Origin of the sequence: Pseudomonas sp. FJ2-5-13 (assembly GCF_029201605.1) — a bacterium.
GTDB classification, from domain to species: Bacteria; Pseudomonadota; Gammaproteobacteria; order Pseudomonadales; family Pseudomonadaceae; genus Aquipseudomonas; species Aquipseudomonas lactis.
Window position 1 is genome coordinate 5,090,250 of record NZ_CP104045.1, and the last position, 25,237, is coordinate 5,115,486.

Below are 25,237 nucleotides of genomic sequence, written 5' to 3' on the forward strand. Positions count from 1 at the left end.
GCACCAATAGACTGCGGAGTATGGGGGAAATTACATTAAGGCAATGTTTTGTCCCGACGCAGACGCAACAAGTACTGAATAGGACCCGAAGCGGCGTAGGCTAGGAACGCCAGCAGCAGGATACGCGGTGGATCACTGAACACGACCGCGAACACCAGCACCACGACAAGGATGGCCACAAAAGGCACGCGCCCCTTGAGGTCGAACTCCTTGAAGCTGTTGTACTTGATATTGCTGACCATCAGCATGCCGGCCGCCGCCACCATCAGGGCAACCAGGAACGACATCTTCGACCCTTGAATCCCGTAGTCACTGAACGCCCAGACAATCCCCGCGACAACACCCGCCGCTGCCGGGCTGGCAAGGCCGATGAAGTAGCGTTTGTCGGCAGTCCCCACCTGGGTGTTGAAGCGCGCCAGGCGCAAAGCGGCGCCCGCGACATAGATGAAGGCAACCATCCAGCCGACCTTGCCCATGTCACCCAATGCCCAGGCAAACGCCAGCAACGCGGGGGCAACACCAAACGCAACCATGTCCGACAGCGAGTCGTACTCGGCGCCGAAGGCACTTTGGGTATTGGTCATACGCGCCACACGCCCGTCCAGCCCGTCGAGCACCATGGCCACGAAGATTGCGATCGCGGCAAAACCGAAGTATTTGCTGGCACTCGCCGCATCACCCGCCGCCAGCGCACTCTGGGCACTCATGGAGTTGATGATGGAGTAGAAGCCGGCAAACAGGTTCGCCGTGGTGAACAGGTTGGGCAGCAGATAGATGCCACGATGCCGGACCTTGCGGCCTTCGGCGTCATGCCCTTCTTCGACATGTTCATCGATCGGCAGCATGCTTTCGGCGTCGGAAGCCTGATGTGGCTCTTCGGGACGTTCGCTCATGGACTTTACCTTGCAACGGTGTGAAAAAAATTCGACAGATACTTGCAGCGACTGTTCGCCTGCAAACGATGCAGCTTTATACCAGAACCGGCCCTCCAAACGAAAAAACGCGGCCTAAGCCGCGTTTTCCCTTGATGCGTACGACTTAGTTCTTGGCTTTGTCGACGATCTTGTTGGCACCGATCCACGGCATCATGGAGCGCAGTTGCTCGCCGATGACTTCGATACCGTGAGCGGCGTTGTTACGACGCTTGGCGGTCATCGAAGGGTAGCCGGTAGCGCCTTCGCTGATGAACATTTTGGCGTATTCGCCGTCCTGAATACGTTTCAGGGCGTTGCGCATGGCCTGGCGAGACTCGGCGTTGATTACTTCAGGGCCAGTCACGTACTCGCCGTATTCGGCGTTGTTGGAGATCGAGTAGTTCATGTTGGCGATGCCGCCTTCGTACATGAGGTCAACGATCAGCTTCAGTTCGTGCAGGCATTCGAAGTAGGCCATTTCCGGCGCGTAGCCAGCTTCAACCAGGGTTTCGAAACCGGCTTTTACCAGCTCAACGGTACCACCGCACAGAACGGCTTGTTCGCCGAACAGGTCGGTTTCGGTCTCGTCCTTGAAAGTGGTTTCGATGATGCCGGTACGACCGCCACCCACGCCAGCAGCGTAGGACAGCGCAACGTTCTTGGCGTTGCCCGACGCATCCTGGTAGATCGCGATCAGGTCAGGGATACCGCCGCCTTTGACGAACTCGGAGCGCACGGTGTGGCCCGGTGCTTTCGGCGCGATCATGATCACGTCGAGGTCAGCGCGTGGCACAACCTGGTTGTAGTGAATCGCGAAGCCGTGGGAGAAGGCCAGGGTGGCGCCCTTCTTGATGTTCGGCTCGATTTCGTTCTTGTACAGCGAGGACTGGAACTCGTCCGGGGTCAGGATCATGACCAGGTCGGCAGCCGCAACAGCAGAAGCAACGTCAGTCACTTTCAGGCCATGAGCTTCAGCCTTGGCAACAGTGGCCGAGCCTTTACGCAGGCCAACAGTCACGTCAACGCCGGAATCTTTCAGGTTGCACGCTTGGGCGTGGCCCTGGGAACCGTAGCCGATGATGGCGACTTTCTTGCCCTGGATGATCGACAGGTCACAATCTTTATCGTAATAAACTTTCATGAGGTTCCTCTATATATCCAGGCCGTAAGGCCATTCGCTAATTGGGTTAGATGCTGAGTACTTTGTCGCCACGGGCAATCCCGGTGACACCACTGCGTACGGTTTCCAGAATCGAGGCCGTCCCGATCGACTGGATGAAGCTGTCCAGTTTGTCGCTGGTACCGGTCAGTTGAACGGTATAAACGCTGGCGCTCACATCGACGATCTGCCCGCGATAAATATCGGTAGTGCGTTTGATCTCGGCACGCTGGGCGCCTGTGGCCTTGACCTTGACCAGCATCAGTTCGCGCTCGATGTGGGCGCTTTCCGACAGGTCGACCAGCTTGACCACTTCGATCAGCTTGTTGAGGTTCTTGGTGATCTGCTCGATCACCTCATCGTGACCCACGGTGGTCAACGTCAGGCGCGACAGGGTCGGGTCTTCGGTTGGGGCCACGGTCAGGCTTTCGATGTTGTAGTTGCGTTGCGAAAACAGGCCGACAACACGAGACAGAGCGCCGGGTTCGTTCTCCAGAAGCAGGGAGATAATATGCCGCATGATTAAGTACGCTCCGTCTTGTTCAGCCACATGTCGCGCATAGAGCCGTCTTTGATCTGCATCGGGTAGACGTGCTCGCTGGTATCCACCTGAATATCGATGAACACCAGGCGGTCCTTCATGGCGAACGCCTCTTCCATTTTCGGCTTCAGATCTTTCAGATCGTTGATGCGAATGCCGACGTGGCCATAGGCTTCAACCAATTTGACGAAGTCTGGCAACGATTCCATGTAGGAATGGGAGTGACGGCTACCGTAGCTCATGTCCTGCCACTGACGAACCATGCCCAGTACGCCGTTGTTCAAGCAGACGATCTTCACCGGAAGGCCGTACTGCAGGCACGTCGACAGTTCCTGGATGTTCATCTGGATGCTGCCTTCGCCCGTCACACAGGCAACGTCGGCATCCGGGAAGCTCAGCTTCACACCCATGGCCGCAGGGAAACCAAAGCCCATCGTGCCCAGGCCACCGGAGTTGATCCAGCGGTTAGGCTTGTCGAACGTGTAGTACTGCGCCGCGAACATCTGGTGCTGGCCTACGTCGGAGGTCACAAAGGCGTCGCCCTTGGTCACTTCGCACAGGGTTTCGATCACGGTTTGCGGCTTGATGATGCTGCCGTCGCCCTTGTCATAAGGGAACAGGCCGCGATCACCGCGCCATTCGTCGATCTGCTTCCACCAGCTGGCAACGGATTCCTTGTTCGGCGTTTCGCCGATGTCCTTGAGTGCAGCGACCATTTCGGTCAGTACGCTCTCTACAGGACCCACGATTGGCACATCGGCCTTGATGGTCTTGGAGATGGACGCCGGGTCGATGTCGATATGGATGATCTTGGCATTCGGGCAGAATTTGCTCGCGCCGTTGATCACCCGGTCATCGAACCGCGCGCCCACGGCCAGGATCACATCGGCGTGATGCATGGTGAGGTTGGCGGTGTAGCTGCCGTGCATACCGAGCATGCCGACGAACTGACGGTCCGAACCCGGGAATGCGCCGAGGCCCATCAGGGTGTTGGTCACCGGCAGGTTGAGCAACTTGGCCAGTTCGGTCAACGGGGCGGAACCGCCGCCCAGAATCACGCCACCGCCGGAGTACAGCACAGGGCGCTTGGCCGCCAGGAGCATTTCTGCCGCCTTGCGGATTTGCCCCGAGTGCCCACGCACGGCCGGGCTGTAGGAACGCAGCTTGGCTTTTTTCGGGAAGACGTACTCGAACTTCTCGGCCGGGTTGGTCATGTCTTTCGGGATATCGACCACTACCGGGCCCGGGCGACCGGACTGGGCAAGGTAGAACGCCTTTTTCATGACATCCGGGATTTCCGAGGGATGCTTGATCATGAAGCTGTGTTTCACGATCGGCCGGGAAATACCGATCATGTCGGTTTCCTGAAATGCATCGGTACCGACCATAGTGCTAGGCACCTGGCCAGAGATGATTACCATCGGAATGGAGTCCATATAGGCAGTCGCGATGCCGGTAATGGCATTGGTTGCGCCTGGGCCAGACGTTACCAGTACCACGCCGGCTTTACCGGTGGCACGGGCGTAACCGTCAGCCATATGGGTCGCGGCCTGTTCGTGGCGAACCAGGATGTGGGTAACAGCCGGTTCCTTGAACAGTGCGTCGTAGACATGCAGCAGAGCACCACCTGGGTACCCGTAGATATAGTCGACGCCTTCGTCACGCAAAAAGCGGACGAGCATCTCACCGCCAGATAAAAGCTCCACGTTGTTCACCTCTAAAACGCCAGAATACCGTCCGTTAAAAACCGACGGGTCTTAATAGGTTTACTTCTCAACAGAGCATGAGCGACGGTGGTCGCCGACTACGTCAGCACTGACTGAGCAAGTATTGGGATCGTCCCAAGTGTTGCGGGCTTTTCCCACCCAGCGCGAGGTAACGCGTTGCGGGTGTTACAGGTCGGCGCGGATGTGCGCCTCATGATCTGCTGAGCGGGCCTGCTTCTGGCAGTCCCGATACAGCGGACTTTGGATTCTTCTGTTTCACGCCCTTCAAGTCAAGCAATAATTGCGCTTTTTTCCAACTAAGCGCATGAGAACGTAGAAGAAAGGGCTTTGAGGAGGGATAAAACTCGCCTGAATGTCGTCAAGCGGTAGAAATGTGCGCAAGACTGCCGGAAAAACCGGCAGTCAGGCAATTAACGAGCGTCGACGATCAATTGATCGAACTTTTTCAGCGCGTTACGCAAGCCGAGGCTCTCCCGCGGTCGGTCGGCGTAGACCATCTCGGCCATTTCCAAGATCCCCGACGCATTCGGCAAGGGCAGGTCCTGCTCCAGGATCTGCTTCATACGTGCGAGGAAGATCCATTGCAGCCACTGGTGGAAGTCCAGGGTGTCGACGGAAAAGGGCTCGACACTGCTGAGGGCTTCAGCGCTAGGGGAGACTTCGTCCCACCAGCCCTGCACGCGCAGTTCGCGCTCGATCAGCAATAACTGCTCGGCAATCGCGGGGAAACGTGCATCCATCAGAGGCTGACCTTGGCTTTTTGCCGCGCCTGGGCTGCACCGGCTGCATCCCCTTGGGCGGCACGTGCATCACCGATCAAGGCCCACAGGCTGGCTTGCAGGTCTGGACGGCCATTGGCCAGGCTCAGGCCGCGACGAGCGAACTGCTCCGCCTGGGGCGCATCGCCCTGGGCCATGCGCACCTGGGCCAGGCGATAGAGCACTTGTGGCTCACGCGGCGCCACGCGCTGGGCACGTTCAAGGCTCGACGAGGCGCCGTTCAAGTCGCCACCGGCCTGCTGCTGCTGAGCGGTGGTGAGCAACGCCAGTACCGGGCCATCGAGTTGTTCGTCAGCCGACAACCCGCCCGCATTGGACGATGACGGAATACCGCTCGGCGTCGAAGGCATGTTGTAGGTGCCCTGGTTGACCGGCGCGGTTTGAATCGGCGTGGAGTTCACCGGCCCGGAAGTGCTCGGGCCTGGGGTCCATGGCTCGGCACTGATAGGCGCCGAGGTTGCAGCCCCACTGCCTGGCACCATCACCACGACGCCGGAATCCTGGGGAATTGCCTGGGTTGCAGCCTGGGCTGGCCGTTTGACCACGGTCTGACGGAAGCCGCCATTGGCCGAAATGCGGTCGTTATTGGAGACGGACGTGCTTGAGTCCACCACAGGGATAGAGCCGCGCTGCACGCTGGAGCAACCGCCGAGCAAAGCCAGAGCCGTAATTGCTGGAATCCACAACTTGTTCACTTGAAACCCTCTTTGCTTAATTCATCCAGCCCTTGACCCAATCCATCACCGATTCCGCGTCAGCAGGTGTACTGCCACTGCACGCGGCGCCGGGTGGTGGTTCGCTGCCGCGAATATACGGCATCTGCACCGCGCCCGGACAGTTGGCATCGGAGCCTTGGCCGGTGTGCGGATCAATCCAGGCCTGCACGATATTGTCCGGCTGCGGCATGTTGAGCGGCAACGGATCAGCCTTGCGCATGAAACTGGTCCATACCTGCAACGCGCCGGTCGCACCGGTGAACGGCGTCTTGCCGTTATCGTCGCGCCCCAGCCACACCACGGCCAGTACATCCTGGCCGAACCCTGCGAACCAGCTGTCGCGGGAGTCGTTACTGGTACCGGTCTTGCCCGCCAGGGTCAGGTTCGACGGCAGCACGCTGTAGACCGAACGCCCTGTACCCTCACGCATCACGCGCTGCATGGCGTTCTGGATCAGGTAAATGGAACCCGCGTCGAAGCGCTGCTGAATCTGGAACGGGTAGCGCTTGAGCGGTTCGCCATCGGCGGTCAGCACACTGCGGATACCGCGCATCGGTGTATTGAAACCACCGTTGGCGAGGGTCTGGTACATGGTGGTCACTTCCATCGGCGTCATGGCCGCAGCGCCCAAAAGCATGGATGGGAATGCAGGGAACTCACGCTCCACCCCCAGTCGCGCTATGGTTTTCAGGACATTTGGCACACCGACCTCAAGCCCCAGGCGCGAGGTCGAGATGTTGTAGGAATGCGCCAACCCTTGATACAGGAACACCGTGCCATGGGAGCGGCGGTCGAAGTTCTTGGGGGTCCACACCTGTCCATCCGCACCTTTGACCGACAGCGGGTCATCGGACAGCCAACTGGTCAGCGTGTACTTGCTGGGTTTTTCCAGTGCTGTGAGGTAGACCGCGGGCTTGACCAGCGAGCCAATCGGCCGCACGGCATCCAGTGCGCGGTTGAAACCGGCGAAACTGGCCTGCCGGCTGCCGATCATGGCCTGGACTTCGCCGGTTTCCGGGTTGGTCACGACCATGGCGGCTTCGACTTCATCCGAGCCTTTACGGCCGGTCAGGCGCTTGAAGGTGTCGTTGACCGACGCTTCGGCCTTCATCTGCAGGATGGGGTCGAAGCTGGTGAAGATCCGCAGGCCCTCTTCGGTCAAGTCTTCGTCGCGGTAGTCTTCGCGCAGTTGGCGCTTGACCAAGTCGATAAAGCCAGGGAATGAGCTATCCGCCAGCTTGCCGCGGGTGGTCACGCCCAGTGGCATTTTTTTCGCAGCGGCTACTTGTTCAGCGGTAGCGACACCCTGCTGCTCCAGTACATCGAGCACCAGGTTGCGACGTTCAAGCGCACGCTCCGGGTTGCGGCGCGGGTTGTAATAGGACGGCCCCTTCACCATCCCCACCAGCAACGCGACCTGATGCAACTTCAACTCGGACAACGGCTGCCCGAAGAAGAACTGGCTGGCCAGGCCGAAACCGTGCACGGCGCGCTGGCCATCCTGCCCGACGAATACCTCGTTGAGGTAGGCCTCGAGGATTTCCTGCTTGCTGTAATGCAGCTCCAGCAACATCGCCATCATGGCTTCGGTGAGTTTACGGGTGAGGCTGCGTTCGTTGGTCAGGTAGAAGTTCTTGACCAACTGTTGCGTCAACGTACTGCCGCCCTGGGTCATCTTGCCGCCGGAGGTGTTGACCCAGATAGCGCGGGCGATCGACTTCGGCGAGACACCCCAGTGGCTATAGAAATCGCGGTCTTCGACAGCGACAAGGGTTTCCAGCAGGTACGGCGGCACCTGATCGAGCTTGATCAGGATGCGATCTTCAAGGTTTTTCGGGTAAATACCGCCGATCAGCAACGGTTCAAGACGCACTACTGGCAGCTTGGAGCCATTGAGCGACGACAGCTCTGCCACATAATCGCCAGAGAATCGCACGCGCACCGGCTGGGCTTTTTCCAGGCCTTCGTAGAACTGGAAGCCACGGGTGTTCAGGTCGACGGTGTTACCGCTGACCGCCGCAGCGCCTGGGCCATTGCTCACAGGTTCACGGCGGTAGCCCAGCGCGTCGAGCTCGGTGAGGAAATCTTCCTTGCTGAGCTTCTGGCCAGAGAACAGTTCCAGCGGGCGTGCATACACCTTGGCCGGAATCGTCCAGCGCTTGCCGGAGAATTTTTCCTGCACCACGGCATCGAGGTACACCGCAAGGCCGGCGACCGCCACAAGGCCCACCAGGCCAAGCTTGATCACCCAGCCCAGCCAAGGGCGCGGGCCGCGGGAAGGAGGTTTTTTACGGGAACGGGGAGATCGGGTTCGAGTCATGGCGGCGGATTATACGCACTTTATTGATGATCAACATGAGCCGGACAGCGGTTTGCACGACTGGCATCAGCAGCCATAATGCCCCCCATGATTTTCCCCAGACTTTGAAGGATCGCCCGTGAGCCAGACCCTGATCGCTGCCCTGCAAAACCCGGCCTTGTACCCTCATCCGGTTGACGCGTTTCAAGTCATCGAGACCCATATTTCCTGGGTGATACTGACGGGCCCCTATGCATATAAGCTAAAGAAACCGATGAACTTCGGCTTCCTGGACTTCACCAATCTGGACGACCGCGGGCATTTCTGCCGCGAGGAACTGCGCCTGAACCAACGCCTGACCGAAGATTTGTATCTTGAAGTGTTGCCGATTACCGGCACTGCCGAGGCGCCCCAACTGGGTGGAGACGGCACGGCCATCGAATACGCGCTGAAAATGCGTCAGTTCCCGCAAAGCCAGATGCTCAGCACCCTGCAAGCCAACGGCGAACTGACCAGCGCGCACATCGATGAGATGGCCAAGCAGATTGCGCAGTTCCACCTCAGTGCCCCCAAAGTCCCGCAAGATCACCCGGCCGGCACGCCGGAGGAAGTGATGGCTCCGGTACGCCAGAACTTCGACCAGATCCGCCCATTCCTCAGCGACAAGGCCGACCTTACTCAGTTGGAGGCTCTGCAAGCCTGGGCTGAAAGCAGCTTCGAACGCCTCAAGCCTCTGCTTTCCCAGCGCAAGCTAGAGGGCTATACCCGTGAGTGCCACGGCGATATCCACCTGGGCAACGCCACCCTGATCGATGGCCGCGTGGTGATCTTCGACTGCATCGAGTTCAACGAGCCTTTCCGCTTTACCGACGTGTACGCCGACACCGCCTTTTTGGCCATGGACCTGGAAGATCGCGGCCTCAAATGCCTGGCACGGCGCTTTATCAGCCAGTACCTGGAACTGACCGGTGACTACCAGGGCCTGGAACTGCTGAACTTCTATAAAGCCTACCGTGCATTGGTGCGCGCCAAGGTTGCGCTATTTAGCATGCCGAGCGAAGCCAACCCGGTACAACGCGCTACCACCCTGCGCCAATACCGCAACTACGCCAACCTGGCGGAAAGCTACAGCACCATTCCCTCGCGCTTCCTGGCAATTACCCACGGTGTGTCAGCCGTGGGCAAGAGCCACGTGGCCATGCGCCTGGTCGAAGCCCTGGGCGCCATCCGCCTACGCTCGGATGTTGAGCGCAAGCGCCTGTTTGGCGAGCAGCAGGTAGAGAACACGCCACAGGCCGGCATCTACAATCAGGACGCCAGCGCTGCCACCTACGCACGCCTGAACGAGATTGCCGACACCGTGCTGCGCGCCGGTTACCCGGTGGTGCTGGATGCCACATTCCTGAAACGCGCACAGCGTGACGCCGCCGCTCAGGTTGCCGAAGCCACTGGGGCGCCGTTCCTGATCCTGGACTGCAACGCCCCGCAAGCCGTTATCACCAGTTGGCTGGCCCAACGCCAGGCGGATAAAAACGATCCGTCCGACGCCACACTGGCCGTTATCGAAGAACAACAAGCCAGTCGTGATCCGCTGACTGCCGAGGAGCTGCTGCTCAGCAAGCGTGTGGAGACCAATGAAAGCGGGACGCTCGACGCCTTGGTCGGACATATCCGCCAGCGCCTGCCGGGCCTGTAGGGAATATTTCTTGGTCGCGTCGCCGTCTTCGGCGCGCGACCTCGCGATAGTGGCACTATACTGGCTCCATAACACCAGCCAGAGTCGCGATCATGAGTCAGCCCAAGCTTCTTGATACCCCGCTCTACGCCCTCCTGCATAAGGATGATATCCGCGGCTTCAACCAGGAGCGCCCTGAAATCGGCACCATCGACATGCGCGGTGGCGACTTTCGAGGGCTGGACCTGCGCGACCTGAACGCCACCGGTATTGACTTCACCGACGCCTATTTTCGCTCTGCCGACCTGCGGGGCCTGGACTTGCGTGGCTGTTCATTGGAAGGCGCCAGCCTGGCCCATGCACAGATTTCAGGTGCTTATTTCCCGCCCGAACTCACGGCAGACGAAATACTCATGTCGGTCAATTTCGGTACTCGCCTGCGCTACCGTACCAAGTAACCCCACACACTGAGTGACGGCCACATCCCCTGCCTGCCGGGCGCTTTGGGCCTATCTGCGAGCAAACGCAGTCGCGCCATTCTTATAAGCTTTTCAGCTCTTCCTGACCAAAGAACCACGCTTTTCCTACTGAGCGCTACACTCATTTTCAGGCTGCCTGGTCACGACACCCACCGCACCATTCAGCCAACGCAAGGAGGCTTGATGAACGATGAGCTGCAACACCTGAAAAACCTTGGCAAGACGTCAGCGCAGTGGCTGCATGCGGTGGGCATCCACAGCGCGTCCGACTTGCGTCGGCTGGGGGCGGTCGATGCCTACCGAGCCGTGCGCACGCGCGGGTTTCGAGCCTCGAAGGTTCTGCTGTATGCGATTGAAGGGGCATTGATGGATGTGCACTGGAACGACATACCCGCGGAGCGCAAGGAGGCCTTGAACCGTCAGCTGGAAGCGATTTCAGTGCATCAGAAGAACTAGAGCGGCACTCAAACCCCGTGTTTACGGGCATTACAAACGAGCGTTTGAGAAAAACTGGATGAGGCAGAAAAACAAATGTTGACTCTCAAATGAGAATCGTTATGATTATCACAACTGGTCGCGAGATCAGCCGATAACTGAAAGACCATTGGTTCGGACTCTCAGATTATCTCCTCATCAGGCTAATCACGGTTATTTGACCCGGCTCTTGCCGGGTCTTTTTTTGCCCGCGAATTAACCGGCCTTAGCGCGCAATGATCAGCGGATGCCCACGCTCCGGATGCGGCTGTACCAACACATCCAGGCCGAATACAGCCTTGAGCGGCTCAGGTTGCAAGACTTTCGAGGGCGTATCCAACGCGTGGGGGCGGCCGTTTTCCAGCAACAGGATCCGGTCGCAGTAACGCGCCGCCAAGTTCAAGTCATGCAGGATAACCAGCACCGCAGCGCCTCTGTCGGCAAAGTGTCGAATAGCCTGCAAGGTGGTGTGTTGGTGCAGAGGGTCGAGCATCGACGTGGGCTCGTCCAGCAACAACGTCTGCCCCGCCTCACCCGGCCATAACTGCGCCAATACTCGCGCCAGGTGCACACGCTGCCGCTCGCCGCCGGACAACGCCAGGTAACTGCGGCCACTCAGGTGGCCGACATCCGCCGCTTGCAGGGCCGCGCTGATGATTTCGTCGTCGCGTACTCGCCCGGTCTGATGAGGCAAGCGGCCCATGCCCACCACCTCTTCGACACGAAAAGCAAAATCCAGGGTGGAAGATTGTGGCAGCACCGCCAGGCGCTGGGCACGCTGCGCGCCGGTCATGTGCTTGAGCGCCTGCTGATCCAGCCAGACCTTGCCCTGATCCGGCTGCAACTCCCCGCACAGCGCCCCAAGCAAGGTACTTTTGCCGGCGCCATTGGGGCCCAGAACGCCCAGCACTTCGCCCGGCAAAAGGTCCAAGGTGATATCGGCCAGCACGGTTTTCCCACCACGCCGGATCTGCAACGCTTCTACCCGCAACATCAGGCGCGCCCTCGTAACAATAAATAGAGGAAAAACGGCGCACCGATAAACGCGGTGACAATACCGATCGGCAGCTCCGCCGGCGCCAACGCCAGGCGCGCCACCAGGTCCGCAAACAACAGCAGGCTCGCCCCCGCCAATACTGAGGCCGGTAACAACACCCGATGATCTGGCCCCGCCAGCAACCGCACCAGATGGGGTACTACCAACCCGACAAAACCAATCATGCCCGCCGCCGCCACTGCAGCGCCAACGCCTAAAGCCGTACAGAACACCAGCTCACGCTTGAGCCTTTCAACATCAATACCTAGATGATTGGCCTCAGACTCACCCAACAGCAGCGCGTTCAGCGCCTTGGCCCGGCGCGGCAACCACAGCGCCACGCCCGCACTCACCAACAGCAAGGGCCACAACCGCGAGTAACTTGCGCCATTGAGGCTGCCCAGGTTCCAGAACGTCAGGGTGCGCAAGGTGGCGTCGTCGGCCAAATAGGTAAAGAGCCCCACCGCAGAACCGGCCAGGGCCGTCAGCGCGATGCCAGCAAGCAACATGGTCGCGACATTGGTCTGGCCGTTGCGACGCCCCAGCCGATAGACCAGCGCCGTGACGCCCAAGCCACCGAGAAATGCGCACAGCGACAACAGGTATGGCCCGAAGGCATCCGGCAGCCCGCCAAAGAACGAGCCACCGACAATCGCCACCGCCGCCCCCAGCGCGGCACCGCTGGATACCCCTACCAAGCCAGGATCGGCCAGCGGGTTGCGGAACAACCCCTGCATCGCCACACCCGACAATGCCAGCACACCGCCGACCGCCAGCCCCAATAGGGTCCGCGGCAGGCGAATCTGCCCCAGGATCAACTCGGCCTGCTCCAAACCCTGGGCCTCAATCGGTACGCCCATCAGTTTTAGCGCAGCCCTGAGCGTGTCCATTAACGGCAGGCTGACCGGCCCCAGTGCCAATGAAAGCCAGATCGCCAATACACACAGCAGCGACAGCCCGATAAACAGCGTTTTTGGCTTAACCAGAGTGGTCATGGAGCAGGCTTAGGCTGGGACGGATAAAAACCGGCAGACAGTTTCTCCAGGCTTTGCGGCAATCTAGGCCCCAGGCCACCTACCAGCAAGGTCGCGTCCAGCTCAAAGACGCGGCCGCTCTTGGCTGCCGGCGTAGAGGCAAGAATCGGATTTTCCTTGAACAAGGCTGCGCGCGCCGCGTCACCGGTCAGCGCGCGATCGGCAAACACCAGCACCTCAGGGCTCAAACCCGCCAGCGATTCGACGGAAAACGGTTTATAGCCCACATGCGTGGCGAGATTACGCCCCCCAGCCTGCTGCAACATCCAATCAGCGGCCGTGTCCTTGCCCGCGATCAGCGGCTTGCCACCGGCATGACCGAGCAGCAACAACACGCCTGGAGCCTTTTGTGTAGCCTGGGCCTTGGCCACCCACTTTTTTTGCTGCGCCAGCGCCTGCTCATACCCGGCAAACAACGCACTGGCCTGGGCCTCACTGCCGAGCAGTTTCCCCAAGTGTTCAAGGTTGCCTTTGAGCGTGGGCAAGTCAGGCTGGGCCGAGAACATCTCCACCTGCACCCCGGCACTGCGAATCTGCGCCAGCACCGGCGGCGGCCCCATTTCCTCCGTGCCCACAAGGATTTGCGGGCGCAGGCTGAGAATGCCTTCGGCCGACAACTGCCGCTGGTAACCAATGCTCGGCAAGGCCTTGAGCGAGGCTGGATGCTGACTGGTGGTATCCACTCCCACCAACTTCGACTCACCGCCCAAGGCCGTCACCCATTCCGACAGCGCCCCGCCGGCACTGACCCAGCGTTGCGGCAGTTCAGAGGCGTGCGCCCCAGGGTTGATCAGCAGTGAGGCAACAAGCGCAATAGCGCTGGTACTCAAGCGCATAACAGGGTTTCCTTCCTAGGGCAGGGCCACTCAAGCACTCATTGATGTGACAGATAACCGCTGCCATGCATCGTATTGAGCACCCAGTCAGCTGACGGGCGAAGCGGGCATTTGATAATTGTTTGCATTTGCACGTCAAGGCACTTAAGGATTGAAATGAAGTTTCTCTGCACCTCAGGCGACCTCGCCCCCAACAGCAGCCGCGGTTTTGATATTGATGGCCGCAAGCTGTTGGCAGTGCGCCGGGACGGCATTGCTTACTTTTATCTCAACCGCTGCCCCCATCGCGGCATCCCGCTGGAATGGCAGCCAGATCGCTTCCTCGATGAAAGCGCCAGCCTGATCCAATGCGCCACCCATGGCGCGTTGTTCCTGATTGAAAGCGGCGAGTGCATCGCCGGGCCTTGCGCAGGCCAAAGCCTCACCGCCCTGCCGGGCCGCGAAGACGAACAGGGATTGTGGGTCGATCTCTAGTCGCCCAGCAGCACCTTCAGCCGACGTTCGACGTTAATCTCCTGCGGCGTGACCCGTACGCCATAGGCCAACACCTCTACACCTGCAGCCTTGGCCTCACGTAGCGCTGCCGCATAACCGGCGTCGATTTCCACCGCCGGGCGCACCGCGTCGATCCCCGACAGGTTCACGCAATACAACTGCACCGCCCGTATACCGTCGCGCGCCAAGTGGGCCAGCTCACGCAAGTGCTTGGCACCGCGCTGGGTCACCGCATCGGGGAAAGCCGCCACCGAGCTGCCATCAAAGCCCAAGGTGACGCTTTTGACCTCGACAAACGCAGCGCCTTGGGGGTAATCCAGGCGAAAGTCGATCCGGCTTTTCTCCTGGCCATAAGGCACCTCACGCTTCAACGCAGTAAAGCCGTTGAGCTCAGTGATCACACCGGCCAGCAAGGCTTCTTCCACCAACTGATTGGCACGCGCGGTGTTGACACACGCCAGCCGGCCCTGAGGCGTTTCGGCAATTTCCCAGGTGCCCGGCAACTTGCGCTTGGGGTCCGTGGAACGGCTGAACCAGACCTGGCCACCTTCGACCATGCAGTTGAGCATCGAACCGGTGTTAGGGCAGTGAATGGTGAGCAACTCGCCGGTAACGGTTTCGATATCGGTGAGAAAGCGCTTGTAGCGGCGGATCAGCCGCCCTTCTTCAAGAGGAGGATTAAAACGCATCAGCCTTGCCAGCTCCGCAAACCACGGGCGATCCGCTCCACCGCTTCTTGCAGCCGATCGAGGTTTTGCGTGTAGGCAAACCGCACGTGATGGCCCGCCTGGTAGCGACCGAAATCCAACCCGGGCGTAAAGGCCACATGCTCGGTTTCGAGGAAATGCCGGCAAAACGCGAAGGCATCGCCGCCGAACGCGCTGATATCGGCATACAGATAGAAGGCACCTTCGGGTTCCACCGCGATACCGAACCCAAGCTCACGCAGGGCGGGCAGCAGGAAGTCACGACGGCGACCAAACTCGGCACGGCGCTGCTCCAGGATCTCCAGGGTTTGCGGGGTGAAACAGGCCAACGCGGCATGCTGAGCCATGCTTGGCGCACTGATGTAGAGGTTCTGCGCCAATTTCTCCAGTTCACCCACCGCTTCAGGCGGCGCCACCAGCCAACCGAGGCGCCAGCCGGTCATGCCGAAATACTTAGAAAAACTATTCAAGACAAAGGCGTCGTCATCGACTTCCAGCACGCTGGCGGCGTCCGTGCCGTAGGTGAGGCCGTGATAAATCTCGTCGACCACCAGGTGCCCGTTGCGCGCCTTGATGGCGCCCGACAGCCCAGCCAACTCGTCCCGGGTGAGGATCGTGCCGGTGGGGTTGGCCGGCGATGCCACCAGTGCGCCAACACTGTCCTGGTCCCAATGCCTGGCCACCAGGTCAGCGGTCAACTGGTAGCGTACGTCCGGGCCGACCGGCACCAACTGCGCCGCGCCTTCCACAAGGCGCAGGAAGTGTCGGTTGCAGGGGTAGCCTGGGTCCGCCAGCAGCCAATGCTTACCCGGATCCACCAGCAAACTGCTGGCCAGCAATAACGCGCCGGAGCCACCGGGGGTGATCAGAATACGCTGCGGGTCGATGCTCAAACCGTAGCGTTGCTGGTAGAAACCGCTGATGGCTTCGCGCAACTCGGGCAGGCCGCGGGCGGCGGTGTAGCGGGTTTTACCGTTTGCCAACGCGGCTTGACCGGCCTGGATGATCGGCTCGGCGGTGGTGAAGTCCGGCTCGCCGATTTCCAGGTGGATCACGTCGTGACCGGCGGCCTGCAGCTCATTGGCACGCGCCAGTAACGCCATGACATGAAAAGGTTCGATGGCGCGACTGCGCGCACTGTAGGGCTGAGCCATTAGCCTTCCTTAGACGGTGAGGACAAAATCAGGATTCTACCGAACCCTCACGGTAAAACATGCTCTATTGCCTGATTGGGGCTGCAAGTGCACCCTGCGCGCGCTCGTAAAACAGCTAAAATCAACATTCGAGGCGATACATACCCAGTCATGGCGGGCTGCTGCGGTTTGCATCCCCTTTGCCCTGGACCTCGACAACCGGGAGTAGCGCACCCTGAATCTATCTGGTAAGTTCGCCCGCTTGCAGCCGCAGGGCCGGCAGGTGTCGGTGACGTTGCAATCCTGCGCAATGGATTAGAAGAGTGAGAGGCGGTCTATTCATGTCCACCCAAGCAAAGCAACAGCAGACTCAAAGCCTCAACGGCTTCGAACCTTACGTAGAGAAGAAAGGTGAGGAGTACATGGGCGAGCCCATGCGCAAGCACTTCACCAAAATCCTGAACAAGTGGAAACAGGACTTGATGCAGGAAGTCGACCGTACGGTTGACCATATGAAGGATGAAGCGGCCAACTTCCCTGATCCGGCTGATCGCGCCAGCCAGGAAGAAGAGTTCAGCCTTGAACTCCGCGCGCGAGATCGTGAGCGAAAGCTCATCAAGAAAATCGACAAGACGCTGCAACTGATCGAAGACGAAGAATATGGCTGGTGCGAGTCCTGCGGCATTGAAATAGGTATTCGCCGCCTGGAAGCTCGCCCGACTGCCGACATGTGCGTCGATTGCAAGACCTTGGCTGAAATCAAGGAAAAACAGGTCGGCAAGTAACTTTGCCGAGTTGAACGAATGGAGCGTGCGAACGCTCCATTTTTTTTCTGGCGTTTACCGGTTATGCAGTAGTATCCGGGCCATGACAGCCTCTACTTATATCGGGCGCTTCGCCCCCACGCCCAGCGGCCATTTGCACTTTGGCTCCCTGGTTGCCGCCCTCGCCTCCTACCTCGATGCACGCGCCCACCAGGGCCGTTGGTTGATGCGCATGGAAGACCTCGACCCTCCCCGTGAAGAGCCCGGCGCCCAGGCGGCGATTCTGCATGCGCTGGAAAGCTACGGCTTTGAATGGGATGGCGAACTGGTTCGCCAGAGCGAGCGGCATGATGCCTACGCCAAAGTGCTGAACGATATGTTCAACCACGGTCTGGCCTACGCCTGCACCTGCTCGCGCAAGCAGTTGGAGCCCTACAACGGGATTTACCCAGGCTTGTGCCGCAATGCCGGCCACGACCAGCAGGATGCCGCCATCCGCCTGCGCGTGCCCGAGTTGGAATACCACTTTACCGACCGTGTGCAGGGCGAGTTCCGGCAGCATCTGGGCCGCGATGCCGGCGACTTCATCATCCGTCGCCGCGACGGCCTCTACGCCTACCAACTGGCGGTGGTGCTCGACGACGCCTGGCAAGGGGTCACCGATATCGTGCGCGGCGCCGACCTGCTCGATTCCACGCCGCGCCAGCTTTATTTGCAAGAGCTGCTCGGCCTGCGCCAACCCCGTTACCTGCATGTTCCGCTGATCGTGCAGCCGGACGGCAACAAACTGGGCAAGTCCTACCGCTCTCCACCGTTGACAGCCGACCAGGCCACGCCTTTGCTGCTCAGAGCACTGCGCGCCCTTGGCCAACAGCCCGACGCGCAACTGCGGTACGCCAGCCCCCGAGAACTGCTGGATTGGGGCATTGCGCACTGGGACGCCACCCGCATCCCGCGCACACTGACCCTGGCCGAAGCGCAATTGAGTTGAAGGCGCTTGCAGGTTGCCAGCCATCCGTTAACATCGCGGCAGATTTTTAATCAGAGGCCAACATGTACATCTATCGTTTGGTCCTGCTGCTGGTCGTCGGGATCTACCTGTTCTCCCCCGCCATCATGGATTGGTGGATCGACGCCACGGGCGCCTGGTATCGCCCTTATCTGCTATGGCTGATCCTGATCGTCGTGACCTTCATCCTGCAGAGCCAAAAAGATGCCGATGAGCTTTAGTCTCACCCAGATGCTGCTGATCAGCGCGGCCTACCTGGCTGCGTTATTCGGCGTGGCCTGGATCAGCGAGCGCGGAATGATTCCGCGGGCGATCATTCGCCATCCGTTGACCTACACCCTATCCCTGGGCGTGTACGCCAGTGCCTGGGCGTTCTACGGCACGGTGGGGTTGGCCTATCAGTACGGCTACGGCTTTCTCTCCAGTTATCTTGGGGTGTCGGGCGCGTTCCTGCTGGCACCGGTGCTGCTGTACCCGATCCTGAAAATCACCCGGACGTACCAGCTGTCTTCCCTGGCCGACCTGTTTGCCTTTCGCTTTCGCAGCACCTGGGCCGGCGCGCTGACCACGATCTTCATGCTGATCGGCGTGCTGCCCCTGCTGGCCCTGCAGATCCAGGCGGTGGCCGACTCCATCAGCATCCTGACCCGCGAGCCCGTGCAACATCGGGTTGCCCTGGCGTTCTGCGCACTGATCACCTTGTTCACCATCTTCTTTGGGTCTCGCCATATCGCCACCCGCGAGAAACACCAGGGCCTGGTGTTTGCGATTGCCTTTGAGTCGGTCATCAAGCTGATCGCCATCGGCGGCGTCGGCCTTTATGCGCTTTACGGCGTGTTCGACGGGCCGCAACAGCTGGAGCTGTGGCTGCTGCAAAACCAGACCGCCCTCGCCGCCTTGCATACCCCCTTGCAGGAAGGCCCATGGCGTACGCTGCTGCTGGTGTTCTTCGCCTCGGCGATCGTGATGCCGCACATGTACCACATGACCTTCACCGAGAACCTCAACCCGCGCTCGCTGGTCAGCGCCAGCTGGGGCTTGCCGCTGTTCCTGTTGCTGATGAGCCTGGCGGTGCCGCTGATCCTGTGGGCCGGCCTGAAACTGGGGGCCACCACCAACCCCGAGTATTTCACCCTGGGCATCGGTATTGCCGCCAACAGCCCAGCCCTGGCGCTGCTGGCGTATGTCGGGGGGTTGTCGGCAGCCAGCGGGTTGATCATCGTCACCACCCTGGCACTCTCGGGCATGGCGCTCAACCACTTGGTACTGCCGCTGTACCAGCCGCCGGCGGAGGGCAATATCTACCGTTGGTTGAAATGGACCCGGCGTGCGCTGATCGTCGCGATCATCATGGCCGGCTACGCGTTTTATCTGCTGCTGGGCGCCGGGCAAGACCTGGCCAACCTGGGCATTGTCGCGTTTGTCGCCACCTTGCAGTTCCTGCCGGGCGTGTTGTCGGTGCTGTACTGGCCGACCGCCAATCGACGTGGCTTTATTGCTGGGCTGCTGGCCGGGATCCTGGTGTGGACCGTGACCATGCTGCTACCGCTGGTCGGCAACCTGCAGGGCTTCTATATCCCGTTGCTGAACATGATCTACGTGCTGGACGACACCAGTTGGCACATGGCCGCCATCGCCTCGCTGGCCGCCAACGTACTGATGTTTACCCTGATCTCGCTGTTCACCAACGCCAGCGCCGAAGAAACCAGCGCCGCCGAAGCCTGCGCGGTGGACAACGTGCGCCGCCCGCAACGCCGCGAACTGCATGCGGCCTCGCCCCAGGAGTTCGCCACGCAACTGGCCAAGCCCCTGGGCGCCAAGGCCGCACAAAAGGAAGTCGAACAGGCATTGCGCGACCTCTATCTGCCATTTGACGAGCGCCGCCCCTATGCCCTGCGCCGTCTGCGTGACCGTATCGAGGCCAACCTGTCCGGGTTGATGGGGCCGAGCGTGTCCCAGGACATGGTGGAAACCTTCCTGCCCTATAAGGCCGGTGGCGAAAACTACGTTACCGAAGACATCCACTTCATCGAAAGCCGGCTGGAGGATTACCACTCACGCCTCACAGGCCTGGCCGCCGAACTCGACGCCCTGCGCCGTTACCACCGCCAGACTCTGCAGGAGCTGCCGATGGGCGTGTGCTCCCTGGCCAAGGACCAGGAAATCCTGATGTGGAACAAGGCCATGGAAGAACTCACCGGTATCGCCGCCCAACGGGTTGTGGGTTCACGCCTCAATACCCTGGGCGATCCATGGAAAGAGCTGCTGCAAGGCTTCATCAACCTGCCGGACGAGCACTTGCACAAGCAACACTTGGCCCTCGACGGCCAGACCCGCTGGCTCAACTTGCACAAAGCCGCCATCGATGAACCCTTGGCACCGGGTAACAGCGGCCTGGTGCTGCTGGTGGAAGACCTGACCGATACACAAATGCTCGAAGACAAGCTGGTGCACTCCGAACGCCTGGCCAGTATCGGGCGCCTGGCGGCCGGCGTGGCCCATGAAATCGGCAACCCGATCACCGGTATCGCCTGCCTGGCGCAAAACCTGCGCGAAGAGCGCGAAGAAGATGGGGAAATCACCGAAATCAGCGGGCAGATCCTCGAACAGACCAAGCGGGTTTCACGCATCGTCCAGTCATTGATGAGCTTTGCCCACTCCGGCGCCCATCAAAATCAGGACGAAGCGGTGTGCCTGGCCGAAGTGGCGCAGGATGCCATTGGGCTGTTGGCCTTGAACCGGCGCAATTTCGAAGTACAGTTCTTTAACCTGTGCGATCCGGACCATTGGGTCGATGGCGACTCACAACGCCTGGCCCAGGTGCTGATCAACCTGCTGTCCAACGCCCGCGACGCGTCGCCGGCTGGCAGTGCTGTACGCGTCAAGAGCGAGGCTTTCGAGCACACGGTCGACCTGATCGTGGAAGACGAAGGCAGCGGCATTCCACAGAACATCATGGACCGATTGTTCGAACCCTTCTTCACCACCAAGGACCCCGGTGAAGGTACCGGTCTGGGCCTTGCACTGGTCTATTCCATCGTTGAAGAGCATTATGGACAAATCACCATCGACAGCCCGGCTGACACACAAAGCCAACGCGGCACCCGTATCCGGGTGACCTTGCCGCGTCATGTCGAAGCGACGTCCGCTGTGAACTGAGACCGTCGAGAGAATTGAATCAATGCCGCACATTTTGATCGTCGAAGACGAAACCATTATCCGCTCTGCCTTGCGACGCCTGCTTGAACGTAATCAGTACCAGGTCAGCGAAGCCGGCTCGGTGCAGGAAGCCCAAGAGCGATTCAGCATTCCCACGTTCGACCTGATTGTCAGCGACCTGCGCCTGCCCGGCGCCCCGGGCACCGAGCTGATCAAGCTGGGCCAGGGCACCCCGGTGCTGATCATGACCAGCTACGCCAGCCTGCGTTCGGCGGTGGACTCGATGAAGATGGGCGCGGTGGACTACATCGCCAAGCCTTTCGATCACGATGAGATGCTCCAGGCCGTGGCCCGCATCCTGCGTGACCGTGTGTCGGCCAGCAGCGCGCCTGTCGAGCAACGCCCCACCGGCAAGGCCAGCGCTGGCGAAAAACCGGGTGTCGACAACAGCAACGGCGAGATCGGCATCATCGGCTCCTGCCCACCGATGCAGGACTTGTACAGCAAGATCCGCAAAGTGGCGCCGACCGACTCCAATGTATTGATCCAGGGCGAATCGGGCACCGGTAAAGAACTGGTGGCCCGCGCCCTGCACAACCTGTCCAAGCGTGCCAAAGCACCGATGATCTCGGTGAACTGCGCGGCGATCCCCGAATCCCTGATCGAGTCCGAGTTGTTCGGCCACGAGAAAGGCGCGTTCACCGGCGCCAGCGCCGGGCGTGCGGGCCTGGTGGAAGCCGCGGATGGCGGCACTTTATTCCTCGATGAAATTGGCGAGCTGCCCCTGGAAGCCCAGGCGCGGTTGCTGCGCGTGCTGCAGGAAGGCGAAATTCGCCGCGTCGGTTCGGTGCAATCGCAGAAAGTCGATGTTCGATTGATCGCAGCGACACACCGAGACCTCAAGAGCCTGGCCAAGATCGGTCAGTTCCGTGAGGACTTGTATTACCGCCTGCATGTCATCGCGCTCAAACTGCCGGCCCTGCGCGAGCGTGGCGCCGACGTAAACGAAATTGCCAACGCGTTCCTGTTGCGTCAAGGCGCGCGCATTGACCGCACCGACCTGAAGTTTGCCGCGGACGCCGAGCAGGCGATCCGTCACTACTCGTGGCCAGGGAACGTGCGTGAGCTGGAGAACGCCGTCGAGCGCGCCGTGATCCTGTCCGAGAGCCCGGAGATTTCCGCCGAGTTGCTGGGCATCGACATCGAACTCAGTGACCTGGATGACGACGACTTCATCGGCCTGGCCCCGCAGCAGGGCGGAGCCAGCAATACCAGCCATGAACCGACGGAAGATTTGTCACTGGAAGACTACTTCCAGCACTTCGTGCTCGAGCATCAGGACCACATGACCGAGACCGAGCTGGCACGCAAGCTGGGCGTGAGTCGCAAATGCCTGTGGGAACGGCGCCAGCGCCTGGGCATTCCACGGCGCAAAACCGGGGTGGCCAGCGAAAGCTGAGGGCGCAGCCCCACAGGTAACACCTGTTGATGTGAAAAAACTGTTACCGCTGACTTTTCACGTAACAAAAGCCGGGGCTTACGGTAACGAAGCCCCGGCTTTTTTTTGCCCTCAAACCGGCGAAACCAGCCCAACCCCCCGGTTTTGCTGGTCGGCGCAAAAGTTGGCACGCACCCTGCTATATGCTTAGTACAAAAACAATAACAAGCTTTGTACAAGACAATAAAAATAAGACGAATCGACTCACGCATAACAAAAACAACACGGCGGAGGCGCAGCTAACTGATTCTTTTGGAGAGGCGTTGCATTTGCGGCTTGCCCCGCAACCAGGCCGAGAACAACAAAAACTGCCCTAAGGCAGAGCCTGAACTGGTTGGATCGTAGATCAGCAACACAGCGACCAAAGCAATCCGTTTGCTCTTGACTCCCGATTGGGAGTGTCATGAAGGTGAAGCTTCATGGCGAGGGCGATCAACAAAAACAAGAAGCCCGACATCAATAATAAAAATAGAGCACGCAACTACTTCTGGGGGAGCTTCGGCTCCCCTTGTAGTTTCCGGGATTTGACCTTCAAACGCTTATGGCGCAATGCCTTTAGCTTGTTCCTACACCATCCCCCGACTAAATGCTAGAATCCCCGCCCATCATGCGGTCATTCTTCGTTATGGCCGAACATTCCTTCAAACAGTGCATCCCATGCTGAAGAAGTTGTTCCAGTCATTCCGTTCTCCCTTGCGTCGAACGCAACACAAACGCAGCACGCCTGAAGTGCTCAATAGCAGCCAGCATTCGCTGCAGCGCGCTCAATTCAGCCGTTATGCAGTGAACATCGTCGAACGTTTGCAGAACGCCGGCTACCAGGCCTACCTGGTGGGTGGCTGCGTACGCGACATGTTGCTCAACATCACGCCCAAGGATTTCGACGTCGCCACCAGCGCCACGCCTGAACAAGTGCGCGCCGAGTTTCGTAATGCACGAATCATCGGCCGGCGCTTCAAGCTGGTGCATATCCACTTTGGTCGCGAAATCATCGAGGTCGCGACCTTCCGCGCCGGTCACCCGCAAAACGATGAAGAGGAAGACACCAACCAGTCTTCCCGCAACGAGAGCGGGCGCATCCTGCGCGATAACGTCTATGGCACTTTGGAAGAGGACGCGCAACGCCGCGACTTCACCATCAACGCCTTGTATTACGACCCGGTCAGCGAGCGCATCCTCGATTACGCCAACGGCGTACACGACATTCGCAACAACCTGATCCGCCTGATCGGCGACCCAACGCAGCGCTACCAGGAAGATCCGGTGCGCATGCTGCGCGCCGTGCGATTCGCCGCCAAGCTCAACTTTGGCATCGAAAAGCACACCGCCGCGCCGATTCGCGAACTGGCGCCGATGCTGCGGGAAATCCCCTCGGCACGCCTGTTTGAAGAAGTGCTCAAGCTGTTCCTGTCGGGCTACGCCGCCGACACCTTTGAAATGCTGGTGGACCTGCAGTTGTTCGACCCATTGTTCCCGGCCAGCGCCGAGGCCTTGGAGTACAACCCAACGTACACCCACACTTTGATCAGCGAAGCCTTGATCAACACCGACCTGCGCATCAAGCAGAACAAGCCTGTGACCCCGGCGTTCCTGTTTGCCGCCTTGTTGTGGCCGGCCCTGCCCAAACGCGTACTGCGCTTGCAGGACCGTGGCATGCCGCCGATCCCGGCCATGCAGGAAGCGGCTCACGAGTTGATCGCCGAACAGTGCCAACGCATCGCTATCCCCAAACGTTTCACCATGCCGATCCGCGAAATCTGGGACATGCAGGAGCGCCTGCCACGCCGCAGCGGCAAGCGCGCCGATCTGTTGCTGGACAACCCGCGCTTCCGTGCCGGCTACGACTTCCTGCTGCTGCGTGAAAGCGCGGGCGAGCAGACCGATGGCCTGGGTGAATGGTGGACCGACTATCAGGACGCCAATGACAGCCAGCGCCGCGAAATGATTCGTGAACTGGGCAGCAAAGGCGATAGCGCCGGCGAAGGCCCGAAAAAGCGTCGCCGCAGCGGCACCAAGCGTAAACGCAGCAGTGCCGATGCCTCGGGCGCTGCGGGCGAATAAACGTGGAACGTATCTACATCGGCATGGGCAGCAACCTGGCTGCCCCGCACCAACAATTGCGCAGCGCGATCGAGGCGCTGGCGCAACTGCCTGGCTCCCACCTCGCTGGGGTATCCGCTTTCTACCAAAGCGATTCATTGCTGCCGGGCCAGCCGCGCTACACCAACGCCGTTGCGGCGTTGGACAGTCACTTGGCGCCATTGGACCTGCTCAATGCGCTGCAAGCCATCGAGAACGATCAGGGCCGCGAACGCCTGGAACGCTGGGGCCCACGCACCTTGGACCTGGATATCCTGCTGTTCGGTGATCGCCTGATCGACGAGCCGCGCCTGAAGGTGCCGCACTACCAGATGCATCTGCGCGCGTTTGTGCTGTATCCGTTGGCTGAGCTAGCGCCAGCCGACCTGCAGCTGCCTGACGGCCAGCGTTTGAGCGACCTGCTCACCGCTTGCCCGTTCGTCGGCCTGGAACGCCTCCCGCAAGAATGACTCGGTCAATGTGGGAGCTGGCTTGCCTGCGATGCAAGCGACTCGGTGTATCAGCCACACCGAGTGGATGCCATCGCAGGCAAGCCAGCTCCCACCTTTGATCTTCTCTGCCGTAATACCGCGCACGTTGCGCAATCGCTTCAGTAACAGCGGTAACACCGCCATCGTAACAATGCGGTAACACATCCAATTGACTTCCCGTGTCCTCCTCACGACTATAGGCGTCCCGCTGCCGCCAACCCGGCGCGACAGGG

General features: G+C 60.1%; 23 protein-coding genes. 11 read left to right on the forward strand and 12 right to left on the reverse strand.

What is annotated here, in order from left to right; translation table 11 throughout:
• Positions 1-35: 35 nt before the first annotated feature.
• From pssA to mrcB, 7 genes are all read right to left on the reverse strand, one after another.
• Positions 36-893 carry a CDP-diacylglycerol--serine O-phosphatidyltransferase gene (gene pssA / locus N2A98_RS22485; protein ID WP_003194131.1) on the reverse strand — a complete coding sequence of 286 codons (858 nt, stop codon included), beginning with the start codon at positions 891-893 and terminating at the stop codon, positions 36-38.
• Between the two features lie 145 nt (positions 894-1,038).
• On the reverse strand, positions 1,039-2,055 hold the full coding sequence (gene ilvC / locus N2A98_RS22490; protein ID WP_003194132.1) for a ketol-acid reductoisomerase: 1,017 nt from the start codon (positions 2,053-2,055) through the stop codon (positions 1,039-1,041).
• Positions 2,056-2,101: 46 nt separating this feature from the next.
• Complete coding sequence (gene ilvN, locus N2A98_RS22495) at positions 2,102-2,593, reverse strand: acetolactate synthase small subunit (RefSeq protein WP_003176102.1); 492 nt, start codon at positions 2,591-2,593, stop codon at positions 2,102-2,104.
• 2 nt (positions 2,594-2,595) lie between these two features.
• A complete protein-coding gene (locus tag N2A98_RS22500; RefSeq protein WP_044268781.1) occupies positions 2,596-4,320 on the reverse strand; it encodes an acetolactate synthase 3 large subunit in 1,725 nt (574 codons plus the stop codon).
• 431 nt (positions 4,321-4,751) lie between these two features.
• A complete protein-coding gene (locus tag N2A98_RS22505) occupies positions 4,752-5,081 on the reverse strand; it encodes a YqcC family protein (RefSeq protein ID WP_014719929.1) in 330 nt (109 codons plus the stop codon).
• The gene (locus N2A98_RS22510; protein ID WP_032902681.1) at positions 5,081-5,815 is read right to left on the reverse strand and encodes a tetratricopeptide repeat protein; all 735 of its coding nucleotides are present in this window, start codon (positions 5,813-5,815) and stop codon (positions 5,081-5,083) included. Before N2A98_RS22510 ends, N2A98_RS22505 begins: the two co-directional genes overlap by 1 nt.
• A 16-nt stretch (positions 5,816-5,831) precedes the next feature.
• Complete coding sequence (gene mrcB, locus N2A98_RS22515; protein WP_003194136.1) at positions 5,832-8,156, reverse strand: penicillin-binding protein 1B; 2,325 nt, start codon at positions 8,154-8,156, stop codon at positions 5,832-5,834.
• Between the two features lie 118 nt (positions 8,157-8,274).
• On the opposite strand from mrcB, the gene N2A98_RS22520 reads away from it, so the two are divergent.
• The 3 genes from N2A98_RS22520 to N2A98_RS22530 all read left to right on the forward strand — a co-directional run bounded on the left by N2A98_RS22520 (position 8,275) and on the right by N2A98_RS22530 (position 10,745).
• Positions 8,275-9,831: a bifunctional aminoglycoside phosphotransferase/ATP-binding protein gene (locus tag N2A98_RS22520; protein ID WP_078803818.1), complete on the forward strand. Its 1,557-nt coding sequence runs from the start codon at positions 8,275-8,277 to the stop codon at positions 9,829-9,831.
• Positions 9,832-9,923: 92 nt separating this feature from the next.
• Positions 9,924-10,268 carry a pentapeptide repeat-containing protein gene (locus N2A98_RS22525; protein ID WP_044268549.1) on the forward strand — a complete coding sequence of 115 codons (345 nt, stop codon included), beginning with the start codon at positions 9,924-9,926 and terminating at the stop codon, positions 10,266-10,268.
• A gap of 204 nt (positions 10,269-10,472) precedes the next feature.
• Positions 10,473-10,745: a TfoX/Sxy family protein gene (locus N2A98_RS22530; protein WP_044268551.1), complete on the forward strand. Its 273-nt coding sequence runs from the start codon at positions 10,473-10,475 to the stop codon at positions 10,743-10,745.
• Between the two features lie 244 nt (positions 10,746-10,989).
• Here the strand turns inward: N2A98_RS22530 and N2A98_RS22535 are convergent, their stop codons facing one another.
• The 3 genes from N2A98_RS22535 to N2A98_RS22545 are packed head-to-tail and all read right to left on the reverse strand — an operon-like array spanning position 10,990 to position 13,669.
• Positions 10,990-11,757, reverse strand: coding sequence for a heme ABC transporter ATP-binding protein (locus N2A98_RS22535; protein WP_047711787.1), 768 nt, complete (start codon positions 11,755-11,757; stop codon positions 10,990-10,992).
• Positions 11,757-12,794, reverse strand: a complete 1,038-nt coding sequence (locus N2A98_RS22540; RefSeq protein WP_044268556.1) for an iron ABC transporter permease — start codon at positions 12,792-12,794, stop codon at positions 11,757-11,759. The genes N2A98_RS22535 and N2A98_RS22540 overlap by 1 nt, the downstream gene beginning before the upstream one ends.
• A complete protein-coding gene (locus tag N2A98_RS22545) occupies positions 12,791-13,669 on the reverse strand; it encodes an ABC transporter substrate-binding protein (RefSeq protein WP_047711789.1) in 879 nt (292 codons plus the stop codon). Before N2A98_RS22545 ends, N2A98_RS22540 begins: the two co-directional genes overlap by 4 nt.
• Before the next feature lie 156 nt (positions 13,670-13,825).
• On the opposite strand from N2A98_RS22545, the gene N2A98_RS22550 reads away from it, so the two are divergent.
• Positions 13,826-14,143: a Rieske (2Fe-2S) protein gene (locus tag N2A98_RS22550; RefSeq protein ID WP_078803820.1), complete on the forward strand. Its 318-nt coding sequence runs from the start codon at positions 13,826-13,828 to the stop codon at positions 14,141-14,143.
• Here the strand turns inward: N2A98_RS22550 and sfsA are convergent.
• Both sfsA and N2A98_RS22560 read right to left on the reverse strand, forming a co-directional pair.
• Positions 14,140-14,853: a DNA/RNA nuclease SfsA gene (gene sfsA / locus N2A98_RS22555; protein ID WP_078803821.1), complete on the reverse strand. Its 714-nt coding sequence runs from the start codon at positions 14,851-14,853 to the stop codon at positions 14,140-14,142. The two genes, N2A98_RS22550 and sfsA, sit on opposite strands and share 4 nt — an antisense overlap.
• Complete coding sequence (locus N2A98_RS22560) at positions 14,853-16,025, reverse strand: pyridoxal phosphate-dependent aminotransferase (protein ID WP_014719940.1); 1,173 nt, start codon at positions 16,023-16,025, stop codon at positions 14,853-14,855. Before N2A98_RS22560 ends, sfsA begins: the two co-directional genes overlap by 1 nt.
• Before the next feature lie 320 nt (positions 16,026-16,345).
• On the opposite strand from N2A98_RS22560, the gene dksA reads away from it, so the two are divergent.
• From dksA to folK, 7 genes are all read left to right on the forward strand, one after another.
• Positions 16,346-16,789 carry an RNA polymerase-binding protein DksA gene (dksA, locus tag N2A98_RS22565; protein ID WP_275622665.1) on the forward strand — a complete coding sequence of 148 codons (444 nt, stop codon included), beginning with the start codon at positions 16,346-16,348 and terminating at the stop codon, positions 16,787-16,789.
• Positions 16,790-16,871: 82 nt separating this feature from the next.
• The gene (gene gluQRS, locus N2A98_RS22570; protein ID WP_047711790.1) at positions 16,872-17,759 is read left to right on the forward strand and encodes a tRNA glutamyl-Q(34) synthetase GluQRS; all 888 of its coding nucleotides are present in this window, start codon (positions 16,872-16,874) and stop codon (positions 17,757-17,759) included.
• 62 nt (positions 17,760-17,821) lie between these two features.
• Complete coding sequence (locus tag N2A98_RS22575; protein WP_003176118.1) at positions 17,822-17,998, forward strand: hypothetical protein; 177 nt, start codon at positions 17,822-17,824, stop codon at positions 17,996-17,998.
• Positions 17,982-20,936, forward strand: a complete 2,955-nt coding sequence (locus tag N2A98_RS22580; RefSeq protein ID WP_003194154.1) for a sensor histidine kinase — start codon at positions 17,982-17,984, stop codon at positions 20,934-20,936. The genes N2A98_RS22575 and N2A98_RS22580 overlap by 17 nt, the downstream gene beginning before the upstream one ends.
• Positions 20,937-20,958: 22 nt before the next feature.
• Complete coding sequence (locus N2A98_RS22585) at positions 20,959-22,395, forward strand: sigma-54 dependent transcriptional regulator (RefSeq protein WP_275622666.1); 1,437 nt, start codon at positions 20,959-20,961, stop codon at positions 22,393-22,395.
• A 696-nt stretch (positions 22,396-23,091) separates the two neighbouring features.
• Positions 23,092-24,495 (forward strand): polynucleotide adenylyltransferase PcnB, encoded by a 1,404-nt coding sequence (locus N2A98_RS22590; protein WP_003194157.1) that lies wholly within the window; start codon positions 23,092-23,094, stop codon positions 24,493-24,495.
• Between the two features lie 2 nt (positions 24,496-24,497).
• Positions 24,498-24,983: a 2-amino-4-hydroxy-6-hydroxymethyldihydropteridine diphosphokinase gene (gene folK / locus N2A98_RS22595; RefSeq protein WP_275622667.1), complete on the forward strand. Its 486-nt coding sequence runs from the start codon at positions 24,498-24,500 to the stop codon at positions 24,981-24,983.
• Positions 24,984-25,237 lie beyond the last annotated feature (254 nt).